17 protein-coding genes are annotated in these 18245 nt (G+C 71.8%); 6 read left to right on the top strand and 11 right to left on the bottom strand.

Annotation, left to right across the window (positions count from 1 at the left end):
• Nucleotides 1-4: 4 nt before the first annotated feature.
• Nucleotides 5-1171 carry an acyl-CoA dehydrogenase family protein gene (locus ACFFIA_RS22700; protein WP_377253633.1) on the bottom strand — a complete coding sequence of 389 codons (1167 nt, stop codon included), beginning with the start codon at nt 1169-1171 and terminating at the stop codon, nt 5-7.
• Between the two features lie 122 nt (nt 1172-1293).
• Here ACFFIA_RS22700 and ACFFIA_RS22695 point away from each other — a divergent pair, with 122 nt between their 5' ends.
• The 3 genes from ACFFIA_RS22695 to ACFFIA_RS22685 are packed head-to-tail and all read left to right on the top strand — an operon-like array spanning nt 1294 to nt 4408.
• A complete protein-coding gene (locus ACFFIA_RS22695) occupies nt 1294-2478 on the top strand; it encodes an acyl-CoA dehydrogenase family protein (RefSeq protein WP_377253632.1) in 1185 nt (394 codons plus the stop codon).
• A gap of 6 nt (nt 2479-2484) precedes the next feature.
• Nucleotides 2485-3483, top strand: a complete 999-nt coding sequence (locus ACFFIA_RS22690) for an acyl-CoA dehydrogenase family protein (protein ID WP_377253631.1) — start codon at nt 2485-2487, stop codon at nt 3481-3483.
• Between the two features lie 52 nt (nt 3484-3535).
• Nucleotides 3536-4408: an enoyl-CoA hydratase gene (locus ACFFIA_RS22685; RefSeq protein ID WP_377253630.1), complete on the top strand. Its 873-nt coding sequence runs from the start codon at nt 3536-3538 to the stop codon at nt 4406-4408.
• On the opposite strand, the gene ACFFIA_RS22680 is transcribed toward ACFFIA_RS22685, so the two are convergent.
• From ACFFIA_RS22680 to ACFFIA_RS22645, 8 genes are all read right to left on the bottom strand, one after another.
• Nucleotides 4403-5800, bottom strand: a complete 1398-nt coding sequence (locus ACFFIA_RS22680; protein ID WP_377253629.1) for an amidohydrolase family protein — start codon at nt 5798-5800, stop codon at nt 4403-4405. The genes ACFFIA_RS22685 and ACFFIA_RS22680 overlap by 6 nt on opposite strands.
• Nucleotides 5797-7179, bottom strand: a complete 1383-nt coding sequence (locus ACFFIA_RS22675; RefSeq protein ID WP_377253628.1) for a CoA transferase — start codon at nt 7177-7179, stop codon at nt 5797-5799. The genes ACFFIA_RS22680 and ACFFIA_RS22675 overlap by 4 nt, the downstream gene beginning before the upstream one ends.
• Nucleotides 7172-8134 (bottom strand): enoyl-CoA hydratase/isomerase family protein, encoded by a 963-nt coding sequence (locus ACFFIA_RS22670; RefSeq protein WP_377253627.1) that lies wholly within the window; start codon nt 8132-8134, stop codon nt 7172-7174. Before ACFFIA_RS22670 ends, ACFFIA_RS22675 begins: the two co-directional genes overlap by 8 nt.
• A gap of 234 nt (nt 8135-8368) precedes the next feature.
• On the bottom strand, nt 8369-9340 hold the full coding sequence (locus ACFFIA_RS22665) for a FecCD family ABC transporter permease (RefSeq protein WP_377253626.1): 972 nt from the start codon (nt 9338-9340) through the stop codon (nt 8369-8371).
• 134 nt (nt 9341-9474) lie between these two features.
• The gene (locus ACFFIA_RS22660; protein ID WP_377253625.1) at nt 9475-10458 is read right to left on the bottom strand and encodes a FecCD family ABC transporter permease; all 984 of its coding nucleotides are present in this window, start codon (nt 10456-10458) and stop codon (nt 9475-9477) included.
• Nucleotides 10459-10469: 11 nt separating this feature from the next.
• Complete coding sequence (locus ACFFIA_RS22655; RefSeq protein WP_377253624.1) at nt 10470-11504, bottom strand: ABC transporter substrate-binding protein; 1035 nt, start codon at nt 11502-11504, stop codon at nt 10470-10472.
• A gap of 101 nt (nt 11505-11605) precedes the next feature.
• Nucleotides 11606-12652 carry an ISAzo13-like element transposase-related protein gene (locus ACFFIA_RS22650; RefSeq protein WP_377253623.1) on the bottom strand — a complete coding sequence of 349 codons (1047 nt, stop codon included), beginning with the start codon at nt 12650-12652 and terminating at the stop codon, nt 11606-11608.
• A complete protein-coding gene (locus tag ACFFIA_RS22645; RefSeq protein ID WP_377253622.1) occupies nt 12649-12810 on the bottom strand; it encodes a hypothetical protein in 162 nt (53 codons plus the stop codon). Before ACFFIA_RS22645 ends, ACFFIA_RS22650 begins: the two co-directional genes overlap by 4 nt.
• A 304-nt stretch (nt 12811-13114) precedes the next feature.
• Between ACFFIA_RS22645 and galE the strand changes: the two genes are divergently transcribed.
• Genes galE through ACFFIA_RS22630 form a run of 3 tightly spaced genes read left to right on the top strand, consistent with a single transcriptional unit; the run spans nt 13115 to nt 16899 of the window.
• Nucleotides 13115-15268 (top strand): UDP-glucose 4-epimerase GalE, encoded by a 2154-nt coding sequence (gene galE, locus ACFFIA_RS22640; protein WP_377253621.1) that lies wholly within the window; start codon nt 13115-13117, stop codon nt 15266-15268.
• A 33-nt stretch (nt 15269-15301) separates the two neighbouring features.
• On the top strand, nt 15302-16048 hold the full coding sequence (locus ACFFIA_RS22635; protein ID WP_377253620.1) for a polysaccharide deacetylase family protein: 747 nt from the start codon (nt 15302-15304) through the stop codon (nt 16046-16048).
• Entirely contained in the window at nt 16039-16899 is an 861-nt protein-coding gene (locus ACFFIA_RS22630) for a DMT family transporter (RefSeq protein ID WP_377253619.1), read from the top strand. The genes ACFFIA_RS22635 and ACFFIA_RS22630 overlap by 10 nt, the downstream gene beginning before the upstream one ends.
• Before the next feature lie 51 nt (nt 16900-16950).
• Here ACFFIA_RS22630 and ACFFIA_RS22625 read toward each other — a convergent pair whose 3' ends face one another.
• Together ACFFIA_RS22625 and ACFFIA_RS22620 are read right to left on the bottom strand one after the other, a co-directional pair.
• The gene (locus tag ACFFIA_RS22625; RefSeq protein WP_377253618.1) at nt 16951-17514 is read right to left on the bottom strand and encodes a CGNR zinc finger domain-containing protein; all 564 of its coding nucleotides are present in this window, start codon (nt 17512-17514) and stop codon (nt 16951-16953) included.
• Nucleotides 17511-18089 carry a GNAT family N-acetyltransferase gene (locus ACFFIA_RS22620; protein ID WP_377253617.1) on the bottom strand — a complete coding sequence of 193 codons (579 nt, stop codon included), beginning with the start codon at nt 18087-18089 and terminating at the stop codon, nt 17511-17513. Before ACFFIA_RS22620 ends, ACFFIA_RS22625 begins: the two co-directional genes overlap by 4 nt.
• Between the last annotated feature and the right edge of the window lie 156 nt (nt 18090-18245).

Here is an 18245-nt window from a genome sequence, read left to right as displayed (position 1 = left end):
TTGGCTAGTAGGACTTCGGCAGACCGAGAACCTGCGTGGCGATGAATGCCTTCGTCAGGTTGTTGGTGACCGGTGCGACCCGGGTCAGCGGCAGTTGCCGGTAGAAGCGTTCGATGTCGTACTCCTTGGCGTAGCCGTACCCGCCGAACGTCTCGAACGCGACGTTCACGGCGTAGTGGGCCGCCTCCGTGGCGCGCAGCTTCGCCATGTTCGCCTGCGCCCCGCAGTCCAGCCCGGAGTCGTACCGCCACGCCGCTTCGAAGGTGGCGAGTTCGGCGAGCTTGAGCTGTGAGTAGGCGTCGGCCAGCGGGAGCTGCACCCCCTGGTTCTGGCCGATCGGACGGCCGAACACGACGCGGTCGCGCGCGTACGCCGCGGCGCGCTCGATCACGTTCAGCCCGAGGCCGACCGCCTCCGCCGCGATCATGATGCGTTCCGGGTTGATCCCGTCGAGCAGGTGCCGGAAGCCGTTGCCCTCCTCGCCGATCCGGCACGAGGCCGGTACCCGCAGCCCGTCGATGACCACCTCGTTGGAGGAGACTCCGTTGCGGCCCATCTTCGGGATCTCGGTGATGATCACCTCGGGCACGCGCATCGGGATGAAGAGCAGCGTCATGCCATCGGTCTTGCGTTCCACCGCCGAGTACGGTTCGGTACGGCACAGCAGCAGCCCGTACTCGGCCTGGGCGGCCCGGCTGATCCACACCTTGCGGCCGTTGACCACGTACGTGTCGCCCTCGCGGCGGGCCGTCGTGGTGATCCGGGTCGTGTCGACCCCGGCGTCCGGCTCCGTCACGAGGAAGCAGGAGTTCAGTTCGCCGCGGGCCGCCCGGGGCAGGTACTCCCGCTTCTGCTCCTCGTTGCCGTGCACGAGGATCGGGTTGAGCCCGAACATGCCCATGTGCACGACCGAACAGGCGTCGAGCCCGCCGTTGCTGGCCGCGATCTCCTGGAGGACGATGGCAGCCTCGGTGACGCCGAGTCCGACCCCGTCGAGTTCGACGGGGAGCATCGTGCCGGGAAGGCCGGCCGCCACGCACGCCTTGGCGAACTCCTCTGGGAAGATCTTCTCGTCGTCTATCCGTCGCCAGTAGTGCGAGTCGAAGCCTTGGCAGAGTTGCCGGGTGGACTCACGAAGGGCCAGCTGGGTCTCGCTCAGATTGAAATCCAACCCGGCACCTCCTCCCACCCGCGGTGTGCGAAAGTTGCCTCCATAATGTGGAAGCTACGGAGGCTGACCCCGTCGGGTCAAGCCCCGACGTGCGGGATTGACGGTTACGCGAAGAAGTGGATATGGTCTCCACAATCTGGAAGTCGTCGCCGGTGGGGGTACACCAAGTGGACTTGCGCGACACCCCGGCCGAGGCGGAGTTCCGTGCGGAGGCGAGGGAGTGGCTCGCCGCGCACCGTCCTGACCCACCCCTGCCATCCGGCGACACGGCAGCCGGGTTCACCCTGCACGTGCGGTGGGAGTGCGAGCTCTTCGACGCCGGCTGGGCGGTGGTCTCCTGGCCCAAGCGATACGGCGGCCGGGACGCGTCGCTCGCCGAATGGCTCATCTTCGAAGAGGAGTACCACCGGTCGGGCGCGCCGCAGCGGGTCGCCCAGAACGGCATCTTCCTGCTCGCCCCGACCCTGTTCGCCTTCGGCACGCAGGAGCAGCAGGACCGCATCCTGCCGCGGATGGCGGCCATGCGGGACGTGTGGTGCCAGGGGTGGTCCGAGCCGGAGGCCGGCAGCGACCTGGCCTCCATCCGCAGTGGCGCGGTCCGGGACGAGCACGCCGGTGGCTGGCGGTTGACCGGCCAGAAGACCTGGACGACCCGGGGAGCGTTCTGCACGCACCTGTTCGGGCTGTTCCGCACCGACCCCGAGGCGGGGCGGCACCGCGGGCTCACCTACTTCCTCGTGCCGCTCGACTCCGACGGCGTCACGGTCCGCGGCTTCGGCCGGCTCGACGGGGACGAGGGATTCGCCGACGTCTTCTTCGACGACGTGTTCGTGCCCGACGACGCCGTGCTCGGCGAGGTGCACCAGGGCTGGCGGGTCGCGATGGCGACCACGGGGTCGGAGCGCGGCCTCACCCTGCGCTCGCCGGGTCGGTTCCGGCAGACCGCCCGCCGCCTCGTCGACCTGGCCGCCAGCCACGGCGACGACCTCGACCCACGGCTGGCGGACGAGGTGGTGCAGGGCTGGATGGCCGCCGAGGCGTACCACCTCTTCACGCTCCGGCAGGTCACCGAGATCCGCGCCGGGCGCGAGCCCGGCCCGGCGTCGAGCCTCAACAAGCTCTTCTGGTCTGAGCTGGACATCCGGCTGCACGCCACCGCGCTCGAACTGCTCGGCGCGGAGGGCGAGCTGGACGGCCCCTGGAGCCGCGGGTTCCAGTTCGCCCTGGGCGGGCCGATCTACGCCGGCACCAACGAGATCCAGCGCACGATCGTCGCCGAGCGCCTGCTCGGCCTGCCGAGGAAATAGGCGCCGATGCACTTCGGGCTCTCCACGGAGCAGGAGGAGTTCCGCTCCGTCATCCGGTCCCTGTTCGAGCGCGAGTGCTCCACCGCCCTGTTGCGCTCCGCCCCGGACGCACCACCGCTGCGGAGCCTGTGGCAGCGGCTCGGCGAGATGGGGGCGCTGGGCCTGCTGGTGCCGGAGGAGCACGGCGGGCTCGGGCTCGACGAGGTCTCGATGGCCGCCCTGCTGATCGAGGCCGGCCGGGTCGCCCTCCCGCTGCCCGCGCTGGAGGCGATCGCGCTGGCCGGTCCGTTGCTCGCCGGACGGCCCGAGCACTCGACGACCCTCGCGTCGATCCTCCGTGGTGAGCTGACGATCGCCGCCGACCCCACCGCCGGCGGCCAGTTCCCGCACGGCCGCGGCGCCGCGTTTGTCCTCAGTGGAGGATGGGGTGGGGCCGGCTCGATCCACCTGACCGCGATCGACGCGAGCGACCTGGAGCCCCTTGCCTCGGTGGACCCGAGCCGCGGCCTGGTCCGGCACACCGGACCGGTCGGTGAGCCGATCGCCGACGGGCCCGAGGTGCTGCGAGCCTGGCGGCGGGCTGTCCTCGGTACCGCCGCCGAACTCGTCGGGCTCGGGCGCCGGATGCTCGACATGGCGGTACGGCACGTGAGCGACCGCCGCCAGTTCGGCGCTCCGGTGGGCAGCTTCCAGGCCGTCCAGCACGCGCTGGCCGAGGCGCTGGTGCGGATCGAGTTCGCCGAGCCCGCGGTACTTGCCGCGGGGTACAGCATGGCGACCGGTTCGCCGGACGCCGGACGGGACGTGTCGATGGCGAAGGCGCTGGCGGGCACCGCGGCATCGGCCGTGGCCCGGACCGCCCTGCAGTGCCACGGTGCGATCGGATACACGGTCGAGTACGACCTGCACCTGTTCCTGAAACGCACCTGGGCACTGGCGGAGGCGTGGGGCGGGGCCGGCTCGCACCGCCGCGAGGTGGGCCGGTCGCTCGGCCTGGTGCGTTGATCCGGCCGGTGCGTTGGCTCGGCCTTGCGCGGTGACGAGGAAGGTGGCGACGATGACAGACCAACCAGGGCAGGCGCGGGACGTGGTGCGGTACGAGCGGCGTGGCCCGATCGCCATCGTCACCATGAACCGCCCCCGGTACCGCAACGCGCAGAACTCCGCGATGACGTACGCCCTCGACGACGCCTTCTACCGCGCGGCGGACGACAGCGAGGTCGCCGTGATCGTGCTCCGGGGCGACGGAGAGCACTTCTCCGCCGGGCACGACATCGGAACGCCGGAGCGGGACATCGACAAGACCTTCCCGCGCCGCGCCGGCCTGTGGTGGGACCACGTCGGCCGCCCCGGCGCGGAAAGCCGGTTCGCCCGCGAGTCAGAGGTGTACCTCGGGATGTGCCGCCGCTGGCGGGAACTGCCCAAGCCGACGATCGCATCGGTGCAGGGCGCCTGCATCGCGGGCGGACTCATGCTGGCCTGGGTCTGCGACCTCATCATCGCCGCCGACGACGCGTTCTTCGCCGATCCGGTGCTGCGGATGGGCATCCCCGGAGTGGAGTACTTCGCCCACCCGTGGACGCTCGGCACCAGGCAGGCCAAGGAGTTCCTCTTCCTCGGCGAGCGGATCGACGCGCACCGCGCCCACCAGTTGGGCATGGTGAACCGGGTGGTCCCGCGAGCGGACCTGGAGGCGGAGACCGTCGACATCGCGACGCGGATCGCGGCGATGCCACCGCTGGGCCTGGCGCTCGCGAAGCGCGCGGTCAACCAGGCCGAGGACCTCATGGGGATGCGCGACGGCATGGACGCCGCCTTCGGCCTGCACCATCTGGCGCACGCCCACAACGCCGAGGTCGGACGGGACTCGCTGGCCGGCCACGACGCCAGGTCGATGCGCGACGCCGCCCGGACGACGGACGGTTCATGACCCGTACCGCACGACGCCGCCGGTGATCGTCATCCGGACCAGGCCCGCGTGCGGTTCGGCCAGTGCCCGGGGGAGCGCCTCGCTGAGCAGGCACAGGTCCGCCAGCGCGCCAGGACGGACCGTGCGGGGCCGGCCGCCAGGTGTGTCCAATGGGGACAGATATCCGGCCAGGGCGGTTTCGGCCGGGACCCGCTCGTCGAGACCGAGCCCGGTGCCCCGCCGGGTCAGCCGGTCACCGGCGGTCGCCATGGCGGCCCACGGGTCGATCTCGCCGTACGGCGCGTCGCTCGACGGCGCCACGGGCACCCCGGCGCCGAGCAACGTCGCGTACGGGTACAGGTAGGGCAGGTCGTCGCCGGCCACGTCGGTCAGGTAGTCGTCGCCCCGGTCGCGGACGAACCCGGGCTGCGTCACCACCCGTACCCGGAGCCGGGCGATCCAGGACCGGACCTCGTGCGGGACCACGGCGGCGTGCTCGATCCGGTCGCCGGGAGCCGGACCGGCCTGCTCCAGCGCGGTGAGCGTCAGCAGCAGCGACTCGCGGGAGACGCAGTGCACGGCCACCGGGATCCCCTGACGGTGGGCGGCCGTGACGGCGTCGGCCAGCTCGTCGAGCCGGGGCAGGTCGTGGTCCCGCAGCAGTAGTTTTCGCGGGCCGATCCGCACCGTCCGCGGCAGCCCCGCCGGATCGGACCACCCGAGCAGCTGGAGCCGGACCGGCAGGCTGCCGTCCAGGACCGCCCCGGTGAGCAGGTCCACCGATCGCTGGTCGAGGTCCGGCGTGGCATCGGTGACACCGGTGATCCCGTACGAGACGAGCCGCGCGCCCACGGCGGCGAGATCGGGCGGGGCGCTCAGGATCGCGGCGCGCAGCCGCGTGTCGTACCGCCAGAGCCGGCCGGTCGGTGTGCCGCTCTCGTCCCGCTCCACATCGGCGCTGTCGTCAAGCGCGGGGGAGACGAGCGCGAGGGCGGCGGAGTTCAGCATCCACAGGGCGCCGCCGCGATGCTGTATCCGCAGCGGCCGATCGGGAAGGAGAGCGTCTAGCCCGCGCCGGTCCAGGTCGCCGGCGACCTGTTCGTGGTAGCCGACGCCGCGCAGCCACGCGCCCTCCGGCAGCGTCGCGGACATCCGGGCCAGCGCCCGCCGCAGCCCTTCGGCGTCGGCGACGCTCGGTGGGCCGCACTCGACCGACGAGGCCGCGGCCGCCGTGGCGAGCAGGTGCAGGTGGTGGTCGTGCAGGCCGGGCACGAGCGCGCCGCCGCGGCCGTCGACGACCTCGTCGCCGGAGCCGGGTTTCAGGTTTCGCCCTACGGCGGCGACGACGCCGGCCGCGACCCGGACCGCGGCCGGCCTGCCGTCGACCTCGACGTCGCGGAGAAACAGGCTCACGCCAGCCCCAGCCGGCGCAACACGGCCCCGGTATCCGCGCCGAGCGGGCGGGCCGCGGCGGTGGGACGCCGGGCGACCGGGGCACCGACCTCCACATCACCGGGCGGATGGAGCGGCCCCTCGGCGGCGAGCATCGCGACGTCACGCATGGCGATGTCGACGAGCCAGGCGTGGTCGCTGAGCAGCGCCGCGGCAGCCGCCACCGCGCCGTACACACCGGCCAACGGGTCGGCGATCGCGTCCCCGCACGGCAGTGGTTCGCCGCCGTCGCGCACGACAAGTCCGGCGGCGGCGGCCACGTCGTCGCCGAAGCCGACCCGGTGCTGCCAGGGCCCGGTCCGGCCGTACGCCGTGATCGAGACCCAGCTCGTCCCGTTGGCGACGACCTGCTCGGCGTCGATCCCCAACTGCCGCATCGCCCGGGGCCGCGACGCCTCCAGCACCATGTCGGCGCGCCCCACCAGCGCCTTGAGCGTCGCCACGCCGCCCGGCTCGGTCAGGTCCAGCGCCACCGCGGCATGGCCCGCGTGCAGCAGGTCGAAGAAGGCGCGCGGCCCGGAACGCGCGCCGTCCGGACGCCGTACTCCCTCCACCTTCACCACCTCGGCCCCCGCGAGACCGAGCAGGTGCGCGCAGAGCGGCCCCGCCCACAGCGAGGTGAGGTCCAGGACCAGGGGCGCGCCGCGGCCGGCGCGCGGTCCGCCCCGGGTGAAAATCGCGGCGGTACGGTCGGAGCCGGCGATCTGCCTGCGGTGGCGCAACTGTTCGTCGTCCGGGCTCCCGGCGGGTACCGCGGCCGCCCCGATGCCGAGCAACTGGGCTCGGTCGGCCGCCGCGGCGGCCCCGCCCCGCCGGGCCCAGTCCGCCACGTCGGCCCACGGGTCCCTACCCGTCCCGCCCTCGGTCAACGCCGGCACGAGGTCGAGGTCGCCGGCGCGGGGGAGCGAGATGCCGAGCCATCCGTCTACTGTGGACAACATCCGGAAGGCGCCGCCGCAGGATAGCGGGCCCTGTCTGGTGAAGCCGGCGATGGCGGCCCGCTCCGCGAGCAGCCCCGGCCCCGGCAGGTCGGGCTCCCGGCCGGTGCGGGCGAGGGTCAGCCCGGCGAAGACCGCGAGCGCCGCGCGTACCGCTGTCGCCGGCTCGCCCGGCGCGACGAGCGCCGGACCGTCCGCGCGGCCGGTGAGTGCCATGGCGCCGGAGGCGGCCCAGTCCGCGAGCGGCGACGGCGTCCCGGCGAGGTCGATGGTGCGGCCGGAGCCGGCATCCGACGCCGCGCCAAGAAAGCCGAGCAGGTCGTGGGCACGGACCGCGGCAGGGCCGGCACCGGCGACGTCAAACCGGAGCCCGGTCAGCGGGCGGGGCCGCACCTCAGACACGCGAGTCCACCAAGCCCCACGCGAGAGCTGTCGTCACGCTTACCGGCTCGGCGAGCAGCGCGAGGTAGGCGGTGCGCCAACGGCCGATCCGCCGGGTGATGCTCACCGTCCCGCCGGCACCGGGCACCAGGCCCATGCGCAGCTCGGGAAGTTGGAAGCGCGCGTCGTCGCTGGCGTCGAGGCGACTGGCGAAGGCGGGGACCTCGATGCCGGCGCCGATGCAGGAGCCGTGCACGACCGCCCGGACCCGATCCGCCACCCGGTGCACCGCGTAGCCCGCGCTCTGCCGCAGCCGGATCAGGTGGGCGGCGGCCACGTTCGGGGTGGTGCCGAACTCGTCGAGATCGCCACCGCTGGAGAAGGAGCGCCCGGCGCCGGAGAGCTCGACGGCGGTGATCGAGTCGTCGAGCTCGCACAGCCGCATCGCCTCGACGAGGCCGTCCCGGATCCCGCGGTCGAAGGCGTTGTGCCGGTCCGGCCGGCTCAACACGACACGCAGCGTGTCGCCGACCCGGGACAGCCGGACGGGCTCGTCGCCAGGCGGGACGGCCCGCCTCGGGGTGCGCTCGCGCCAGGCCAGAAACTCCGGTCCGGCCAGCAGCATCGAGTAGGCCAGCGACTCCGCGACCAGCCCGTCGGCGACTCCTGCCCCGGCGGTCAGCCGGAGCAGGCCGACCAGGGCGAGCGTGGCGTACGGCGAGGACTCGGCGGTGCCGCGCAGGGCGGCGACGGCCCGGTCCAGGTCGGGCACCGCGACGCAGGTGCGGGGGAGGTCGCGATCGGTCAGGCCGGGCACGGCGACCAGCGTGCAGGTGAGCGCCTCCAGCAAGGGGCCGGCCGACTCGGCGGGTTGGACGCGGGTGACCCCGACCAGCGCCGGCGCGCCGGGCATGGCCGCCTCGACGGCCTCGTCGACCTGATCGGGCGAGAGCGCGTCGAGGTCGAGGACGCGCACCGGCCGCGAGGGTCGGCCTTGTTCGTCCAGTTCGAGCTCGGCTACCCCGGGCCCATGCGGCGCTACCACGGAAAACAGCCTACTGAGCTGCTCCGACGGTGGCCGGGAAGCCGATCCGCGAGTGTGTTCAGGGTTTGGCAGCCGCTGGCAAACGCAGGCTCGGATATGGCGTTACCAAAGGTTTGGGCCGTCATCCTGATCGTCGACGTCCTGTGGACACTCGTCGCCCTGGCCTCAGCTTCTTCCACGGTGTCGTTCCCGGGCGAGCAGCCAGACCAGGTAGCCGCCGCCGAGGCAGATGGTCACCGCGCCGACCGGGACCTCGGCCGGGGCGAACAGCCGCCGGGCGAGGAGGTCGCTGACAGAGAGCAGTACGGCGCCCATGGCCGCCGAGGGCAGGACGGCGATCCCGGGTGTCCGGGCCACTCGGCGGGCTAGCTGCGGCGCGGCGAGCGCCACGAACGCGATCGGACCGGCGATGGCGGTGGCCGCGGCCGTCATCGCGAGGGCGCATCCGACGAGGGCGAGCCGGACCCGTTCGTGGCTGACGCCGAGGCTGCGGGCGGTGTCGTCGCCCATTTCCAGGATTCGCATCGGCCGGCTCAGCGCGAGCGCCACAGGCAGGAGCACCAGGAACGTGATCAGCACGGGCCACAGGTGGTCTTCGGTGAGCCCGTAGAGCGAACCGGCCTGCCAGGTCGCGGCTGACATCGCGCGGGTGAGGTCTGCTTTGACGATCAGGTACGCGTTGACCGACGACAGCAGCGAGCCGACCGCGATCCCCACCAGCACCAGGCGGAAGCCGTGGATGCCGCGCTTGTAGGCGAGGGTGTAGACGGCGGCTCCCGCGATGATTCCGCCGATGAGTGCGCCGACGGCCCGCTCGTAGTAGCCGGCGTCCAGCACCAGAACGGCCACCAGCGCCCCGGTGGCAGCGCCGACGTTGAAACCGACGATGTCGGGCGAGCCCAGCGGGTTCTTGGAGAGTGACTGGAAGATCGCGCCGCCGATGCCAAGACAGGCGCCGACGACGATGGCGAGGATCGCCCGGGGAAGCCGCCACTCCATGACGACCAGGTGGGCGTCGGAGGAGGTGTTTCCGGCCAGCACACCTATCACCTCGCGTACCGGCACGGTGAACTCGCCGACGGTCAGCGAGTAGCAGCCGACCGCGGCGGCCACGACCATCAGAGCCCCCGTGGCCACCGCCGTCCGCCGATGCCACCGAAGCGATAGCGGCCCCGGCCGGAACACCATGGTGCCGCGGGGGAGAGCGCTCGGCGCGCCCGCCCCGCCGGGTTCGGATCCGCTGGTGACTCCGGGAGCCCGTCGACGCCGATTCACAGCTGGCTCAGCTTCGTGCGGCGGACCAGGGCTATCAGAACCGGTGCGCCGAAGAACGCGGTCACCACGCCGGCCGGCAGCTCGGCGGGAACGACGATCGTCCGGGCCACGATGTCGGCGGCCAGGGTCAGGGTCGGCCCCAGCAGCAGGCTGTACGTGAGGATCCACCGCTGGTCGGGTCCGCAGATCCACCGGGCGATGTGCGGCACGACCAGGCCGACGAAGCCGATCGGCCCGACCGCCGCGGTGGCGCTTCCACACAGCGCGGTGACCGCCAGCACCCCGAGGGCTCGGGTCCGGCCGACCCGAGCTCCCTGGGCGGTGGCCAGCTCTTCGCCGAGGGCGAGCGCGTTGAGGTTTCCGGCCAGGGCGAGCGCCAGCACGATGCCACAGACCACGAACACGATCACGTGCCGGACCACGTCGATGTCTCGCCCGGCCAGGCTTCCCACCGCCCAGTACCGGAAGTGGTCGAAGACGGTCTCGTCGACCAAGGTGATGGTGGACGTGAGTCCGGTGAGGACGGCTCCGACGGCGACCCCGGACAGCACCATCCGTACCGGATCGGCGCCGCCACGGCCGATCGTGCTCAGCCCGTAGACCGCGGCGGCAGCGACCAGTGCGCCAGCGAATGCCGCCCACACGTACGCGCTCAGGCTGGTGACCCCGAAAATGGAGATCACCAGCACCACGGCGAACGCGGCTCCGGCGTTGACGCCCAGGATGCCCGGCCCGGCGAGAGGGTTGCGAGTGAGTGCCTGGATGAGCGCCCCCGCCAGACCCAGCGCGCCTCCGACCAGGACGGCCAGCAGCGTTCGCGGGACCCGCATGTCGCGCACGATGATGTGCTCAGCGTCCGCCGGATCGAATGCCACGATCGACGCCACGGCATCGGCCACAGGTATGGGCACCGATCCCACCAGCAGACTGGCGAGGGCGAGCACCGCCAGCGCGCACAGCGCCGGCAGTAGCCCGCCCACTCTCCGGCGGGTCAGCGCGGGTACCCGGCGAGGATCCGCTTGAGGTCGTCCAGGATCGCGAAGGCGCCCTGGTAGCCGCCACCGGCGATCCAGTACGTGCTGTCGACCTGGTGGAGCTGGCCCTTGCGGTGCGCGTTCAGCGTCTTCCACAACGGCTGCGAGAGGAACTCGTCGACCTGAGCCTGGTCCAACGAATCGTCCATCGCGACCAGCACGATGTCGGCGTCGGCGGCCTGTAGCCGCTCCGGGCTGAGCTCGACGAAGTTGGCGTCGTAGTTGGACTCCTTCGGGCGGGGCACTCCGACGCCGTCGAGGATCGAACCGGAGTAGCTGGACCGCTGGTAAAGCCGGATCTGCTCACTGCGCACCCGGACCACCGAGATCGTCGGAGGTTCGTCACCCAGCAGGGCGGCGACCTCGGCGGCGCGATCCTCGTAGTCGGCGGTGACCCGCCGCGCCTGCTCCTCGGCGCCCAGGGCGGCGGTGAAGAGTTCGAAGTTCTGCTTCCAGGTAACGCCGGTCTGCACGCTCATCACGGTCGGCGCGATCTTGGTGAGCTGGTCGTAGATGTCGCCGCTGCGGTTCTCGTTGGTGAGGATCAGGTCGGGCTTCAGCGCCAGGATCGCGTCCAGGCTGGGCGCCTCGATGCCACCAACGCGCGGCACGTCGGCCACCGCCGGCGGGTCGTTGACCCCGTCGGTGACGCCGACCGGCATCAGGCCAAGTGCCAGCAGGGCGTCCCGTTCGGCGCTGTCCAGCGTGACCACTCTGGTCGGCCGCGCTTCCAGCGTGGTCTTGCCGCCGGCGTGGGTCACGGTCCGCGGGAACTGTCCCGGCGCGGCGTCGGTTCCGAACCCCGCGTAGCCGGCGACGATCTCGGCGAAGCCGGGGGTGCCGTCGAGTGGGACCGCGGGGCCGATGCCGGCGGCGCGGGCAGCCTCGGCGTTGGCGGGCGTTGGCGAATCAGAGCTCTGGGTCGTGGAGCCGCTGTCGGCGCACGCCGTGAACGCGGTAAGGGCGGAGAACAGCAGGGCCGCGGCCGCCACGCGGCGACAGGCTACCGGCAACTTAGGTAAGGGCACCCTTACTCTCTAGTCCATGTGAGTATCGGCTGTAAAGTTTGTCCAAGAACAATGTGAGCAGTTCATCAGGGCCGCAGAGCCGGCACCTCTACCGTGGCGCGTGTCGTGGCCAGCGGCCTTCCCCGGTCGTTGGCGGTTACGAGCCAGAACAGCCGTTGTCCGACATGCGACCAGCGCCACGTGCAGACCGGGATCTCGGTCACCTCGACCTCGACGGCGAACTCGGCGGACAGGGCAGCCGCCAGCGACGGACCAGCCTCGGGTCGCCGGCCGCGCTGCCTGATCTCCGGCACGATGACCAGCAGCCGCCTGGGGGAGCCGGACCGATCCAGATCCGGGCTGGACCAGAAAGCCCGAACAGCGGCGGCCGTCACCGACAGGTCCGGGTCCGGCTGCGGCCTCCACTGATCGTTCACGCCGATGTCGAAGACTCCGTAGGGGAGCGGGACCGCGGTGTCCAGCACGGCGAAGTCACGTAGCCTGATCCGCCCATACGGCGGCTCGTCGGGTACCTCCAGCAGCCGCTCGTCATCGTCCAGCCATTGCTGACGTTCGACTCGGACGGAAATCGCCGTCGTCTCGGGATCCAAGGACTCCAGAGTCCGCACCAGGTCGGTCATGCGCCCGGTCACCGCGGAGCGGCGCGCCGGGCCGGCGGAGCCGGGGCTGGTGACGACCCAGAACCCGAGGAAGCGCAGCAACCGAACCAGGGTCGTGGGAGCGACTCGCCGTGGTCCTCCCGGCAGCGCGGCGATCAGCTCACGGGTCGACCGAGTGGTCCACCGGATCGGAGGTGCCGGTACGGGCGGCGGGTCCAACTCGTCGAGCACCGCGACGAGGTCGGCGATGAGTTCGGTGTCCCTGACCTCCGCGCGACGGCGCCCGCCGCCCGGGCGGCGGACCCGCAGCGACGGCGCGGCCTCCGACCGCACCTCCCGGGTGCCACTGGCCAAGGTGTTTCGGGACAGCCCCGAGGCCCGAGAGACCGCGCTGTTGCCGCCACGGCCGAGGGCGTCGGCCAGTGCGCCGAGCACCAGTCTGGTCTGGCGTTCGTCAAGCAACGGGACGACCTGATCGCAGAACTCGGCTAGCGCGCGCTCGTCGATATTCACCTGATCATCGTGCCCGAGCGGGGGCCGCGGTCGCTGGCGCGGTGCGCTCGGCGGCTCAGGACCTGTCCGGTGGTGGCGGTGGCGACCGCGGCGGCGCCGGTCAGCGCGGTGGCGAGGGCCGCGGCGATCAGCCTGGTACGGGGTGGTCGTCGGTGCATGGTGTCTCCTCCGGGGGAAGGGCCAGCGGAGGCCCGCCGGCACGGCAGAGTGCCGTCACGTCCCGCCCGGTGACGCGAAGCGACCAGGGCCGATCCTCTCTCGGGATTCGATAAGTGTCAATCCAAGCCATGATCTGCTCAATGGCCGAACATGCGCGAAGCCCTGTGTGGGAATCAGGCAGAACCCAGCTCGCGGCGCATGCGTCCAGTTGCGGCGCGGTTCGCTGGCGCGCCGCCGCGGAGTACCACCATATTTGGGATTTGACCGGGCATAGAGGGGTAATCGGCCGCCATGGCATGGTTGGTGACCGGAGGGGCTGGATACATCGGCGGTGCCGTCGTGCGGGGTCTGCTCGACGCCCGCCACCGGGTGGTGGTGCTCGACGACCTGTCCACCGGCGACCCCGCCGTGCTGCCGGCCGAGGTGCCGCTGGTGTGCGCGTCGGTGACCGATCCCGCCGCCGTCCGCCGGGCGCTGTCCACGTACGCGGTCACCGGGGTGGTCCACCTCGCCGGGCGCAAGTCGGTCGCGGAGTCGGTGGCCCGGCCGCTGGCGTACTACCGGCAGAACGTCGCCGGCACGCTGACGCTGGTGGAGGCGATGGTGGAGATCGGGGTACGCCAGATCGTGCTCTCCTCCAGCGCCGCGGTCTACGGGGCGCAGGAAGCCGAGACGATCGAAGAGGACGCGGTACCACGGCCGATGAACCCCTACGGCGCGACGAAGCTGGCCAGCGAGTGGGTCGTCGCCGACGCGGCCCGCGCGGGCAGCCTCAGCTGCGTCATCCTGCGCTACTTCAACGTCGCCGGGGCCTGGGCCGGTGCCGCCGACAGGCCCGCCCATGCCCGCAGGCGTACCGGCACCGGCCTGGTACCGCTGGCCGTCGAGGCGGTCGCCCGCGGCGAGTCCCCGACCGTGTTCGGCCACGACTACCCGACCCCGGACGGCTCCTGCGTCCGGGACTACGTACACGTTCGCGACGTGGCCTCGGCGCACGTCGCCGCGGTGGAGGCGCTGGAGGGCGGGGCCCGCGACGCCGTCTACAACGTCGGGTCCGGCGTGGGCTACTCGGTCGGGGAGGTGCTGGACACGATCCGATGGAGTACCGGAATCGACTTCGTGGAACTGCACGGCGGACGGCGTCCAGGCGACCCCCCGAAGGTGATCGGCTCGATCGACAAGATCCGCCGCGAACTCGGCTGGCGGCCCCGGTACGGGCTGTCCGAGATGATCCACGACGAGTGCGAGATGCGTGGCGTCGCGGCCCAGCGCGGCGCGACGCGCAAGCCACCGATCGGCGCGGCGGAGCGCGGCGAAGCGCGGCGGCCACCGCTCGGCGGGGCGGAGAACGGCGAGCGGGAGCCCCGGATCGTGATCTTCACGGCGGCGGTCGGCGCAGGGCACGCAGGTGCCGCCCGAGAGCTGACGCGCCGCCTGCAGGAGCGGGGCTTCCAGGTGGACTGCTGGGATCTCGTCGAGGTCTTCCCGTGGCGGTCGGGGCGGCTGCTCCTGCGTCTCTACCACGGCTTGCTGAGCAACGTGCCGTGGACCTACGACGCGTTGTTCACCACCGGCGAGCACTTCCCCGGCGCCGCGTCCGCCACACGGTCGATACTGCGCCCGCTGCGGCGGCAGTTCCTGCGACTGGTGCCGCCGGACACCAGGGCGGTCGTGTCCACCTTCCCCATCGCGAGCCAGATCCTCGGGCCGCTGCGCGTCCGCGGAGACCTGGAGGCGCCGCTGATCACTTACCTCACCGATTTCGGCGTGTACCCGAGCTGGGTGTCACCGGGGGTGGACATCCACTGTGCGGTGCACGAGACGACCCGGGCACAGGCCCACCGGTACGGCGCCACGGACGTACGGCTGGCCGGGCGGCTGGTCTCGAAGCGGTTTCAGCCGGGCTCGGCCGAGGCGAAACAGCAGGCGCGAGTGCAGTTCGGGCTGCCCGCCGAAGGGCGGCTCGCGCTGCTCGTGGCCGGATCGTGGGGGGTGGGCGACGTGATAGCGGCGGCGGAGGACGTCGACCGTAGCGGGGTGGCGATCCCGGTCGTCGTCTGCGCCCGCAATACCGCGATGTACCGGCGCCTGAAGCGGCGGCAGATCGGCCATCCGCTCGGCTGGGTGGAGGACATGGTCCCGCTCATGCACGCCGTGGACGTCCTGGTCGAGAACGCCGGCGGCCTGACCGCGCTCGAAGGCTTGGCGTGCGGCCTGCCGGTCGCCACGTACCGCCCGATCCCTGGGCACGGCAAGGTGAACGCCGCGACGATGGCGGAGGCGGGCGTGGTGGCTTGGGTACGTCAGCGCGAGGCGCTCGGACCAATACTCCTGGAACTCATCGAGGGCGCCCGCGGCGAGCGGCAGCGGGAGGCCGGACTGGCCCTCTTCGAGGCGGACCCGGCGACCCTGATCGCCGAGGCCGCCAAGAGGGGCCCGGCCAGCCGTGAGCTTTGAGCCCAAGCGGTCGTCGCCGCCCGACCTCGCCCGATGATCGGCGTATCTGGCATCGGCGCGGCCAGGTTGACCGCCGCCGCGGGGCTCGCGGCGGCGGTGCACTGCGCGCCGGCACTGACCGTACTGACCCGGCTGCGGATCAGCCTCTTCCCGCGCCTGGCCGGGCTCGGCGATCCCGATCACGTGGCGCTCACCTTCGACGACGGGCCGCACCCGGCCTCGACGCCACACTTCCTCGAGGCGCTCGGCACGCGCGGCGTACGCGCGACGTTCTTCCTGCTCGGCTCGATGCTGGCGCGCAGACCCGAACTCGGTCGGGACCTGGTGGCCGCCGGTCACGAGGTGGGGGTGCACGGGTGGGCACACCGCAACCTGCTGCTGGAGCGGCCGGCCGCGACATACGACGAGCTGGCCAGGGCACACACGCTGATCGCCGAGACCACCGGCACCCGGCCGCGCTTCTTCCGCCCGCCGCACGGCATCCTCAGCCTGCCGGCGCTGCTGGCGGCCCGGAAGCTGGAGCTGACGCCGGTGCTGTGGACCCGCTGGGGCAAGGAGTGGACCCGGTCGGCCACGCCCGGCTCGGTCTGCGACATGCTGACCGTCGGGCTCACCGGCGGCGCCACCGTACTGCTGCACGACTCCGGCGGTACCTTCGTCTCCGGCTCCTGGCGGTTTGGCCTGGCCGCTCTGCCCCAGCTGCTCGACCACTGCGCCGAGCGCGGGCTACAGGTCGGGCCGCTGCGTGAACACTGGCGTGGAGTCGCGCCGTGCCGCTGATAGCGGCCCTGTTCGCGTTGGGCTCGGCCATATGCACCGGGTTGAGCTCCGCGCTCCAGCAACGGGCGGCGAAGCGGGAGCGACACCGGCGGGCGCCTGATCCCGGCCTGCTGATCATCCTTCTACACCGCCCGCTGTGGCTCTTCGGCTGGGTGCCCGACCTGGTCGGCACCGCGCTTCAGGCGCTGGCGCTGGGCTTCGGCGCGCTCGCGCTGGTGCAGCCGCTGCTCGCCAGTGGCCTGTTCTTCGCGATCCCGATCGAGTCGGCGATGGCTCGGACCCGGCCGCACGTGCGTGACCTGATCGCGGCCGCGCTCGGGCTCGCCGGGCTGACGGCCTTTCTCGCCACGGCGCAGCCTGGATCGGGCGTCACCGACCCGTCCGTCGGGGCCTGGCTCGGCGTCGGGGCCGCGGCCGGCGCCGCGACTGCCATCTGCCTGATCGTCTCGACCCGTACCACCGGTGCCGCGCGAGGCGGCGTGCTCGGCGTTGCCACCGGCCTGTTCTACGCGATGCTCGCGTCCCTGCTGAAACCGATTACCACGATGCTCAGCGAAAACCCCGCCTCGGTACTGACCAGCTGGCACCTCTACGCCCTGATCCCGGTCGCGATCGGTGCGCTGGCGCTCACCGCCAACGCCTTCCAGAGCGGGCGGCTGGCCGCCCCACTGACCGCGCTGACGCTTGTCGACCCGGCCGCCAGCGTGCTGATCGGGGTGCTCGCCTTCGAGGAGAAGCTCTCTTTCGGCGGGGTGCGCATCGTCATCGAGGTGGCCGCTGTGGCCGTCATGGTGACCGGGATCTGGCTCGCCAGTACCCGCCGGCACTTGAGGGCCGCCACCGGACATTGAGTCTCCTTTGCTCGGCCAACGCGGTGCGTGCCAGGTGCCGGGGGGTGCTGATCAGGGATGGGCGCCGCGGTACCGGGCGGCTTTGGCCTGGTTTCCGCAGGTCTTCATGCTGCACCAGCGGCGGCGACGGCCGCGTGAGGAGTCGATGAAGAACCAGCCGCACCGATCACAAGCCCGCACGGCCCGCGGTGGCGGGTCGAGGATCAGCGTGATCGCACGCAACGCCAGCACCGTGAACGCTCCGTCAACGCCCCGTGCGGTCATGGAACCGTCAGCCTTCACGGCGACGTTGGCGATGCCGTGGCGTGCGGTGTCGAGCAAGCCTGTGAGGGCGTGTGCGGACATCGTGTGGCCGTCCCTCTGGGCATCGAAGGCCGTCCAGAGCAGCGCTCGTAGCGTTCGGGCATCCTCCAGGGCGGTCGGAGTGACCACGTCGCCGAGGTCGCCGTCGGCAGGCAGTAGGCGTGTGCGGGTGAGCCAGGTGGTGAGCGCCTCGGCATCGGTCAACAGGTCGGCGCCGAGTTCGGGCCAGCGACGGTAGACGGTGTTGGCGAAGTCGAGCGCGACGTCCCCGGCGACGAAGTGTTCGTCGACCCAGGCCGTGGTGGTGGTCACGGCAGCTGGTACCTCATGATGGGGCGGTCCTGCTTGGGTCGGGTGATCTCGGTGAACCCGGCATCGGAGAAGGCGCTGGCGATGCCGGTCATCGCCGTGTCTGGTCCCGCTCTGCGCCCGTCGCCAGGTTCGACCGGGTAGGCCTCGACGGTGCGGATCTGGGAGGTCTCAGCGAGGTAGTCGCACACCGCGGCGATCCATGTCGCCAACAACCCTTCGTTGCGGTGGTCTTTCTTGATCAACACGCAGGTCAGCGAAACCACCGGCTCGTCGTCGACCGGTTTCAGCAGCGTCGAGCGCTGCATGCGCGTAAAGTCCGCGCGGTCACCGAAGCCGCACCACGCCACCGGCTCGCCATCGAGATACCCGACGACTCCCGGTGGCGTATCGCGCTTGGCAAGGGCGCGCATGGCGGCCTTGTTGCCTTCGCCCTTGTTCTCCATGAACTCATTGATGCTCAGCCGCCAGTGCATGCACCAGCAGCCACGAGCACCGCCCCGGTCGCCCATGACGGTTTCGAAGTCATCCCAGCAGTCCGGTGTCAGAGGCTTGACCGTCAATGTCGGCGAGGTCATGCGGCGACCTCCGCGCGGTCGAAGGCGTCGTGGGTGAAGGTGACCAGGAGGTCGGCGACCTCGGTGGCGTGGGTTTCCAGGAGGAAGTGCCCGGCGTCGTAGTAGTGCTTTGTCACTTCTGGGTGACTGGTGATGATTTCCGGTCTGTGGCTTGGT

This window comes from Phytohabitans kaempferiae, from assembly GCF_042433955.1.
GTDB classification, from domain to species: Bacteria; Actinomycetota; Actinomycetes; order Mycobacteriales; family Micromonosporaceae; genus Phytohabitans; species Phytohabitans kaempferiae.
The sequence above is the reverse complement of the archived record's forward strand: the minus strand, read 5'-3'. Positions and strand labels throughout refer to the sequence as shown.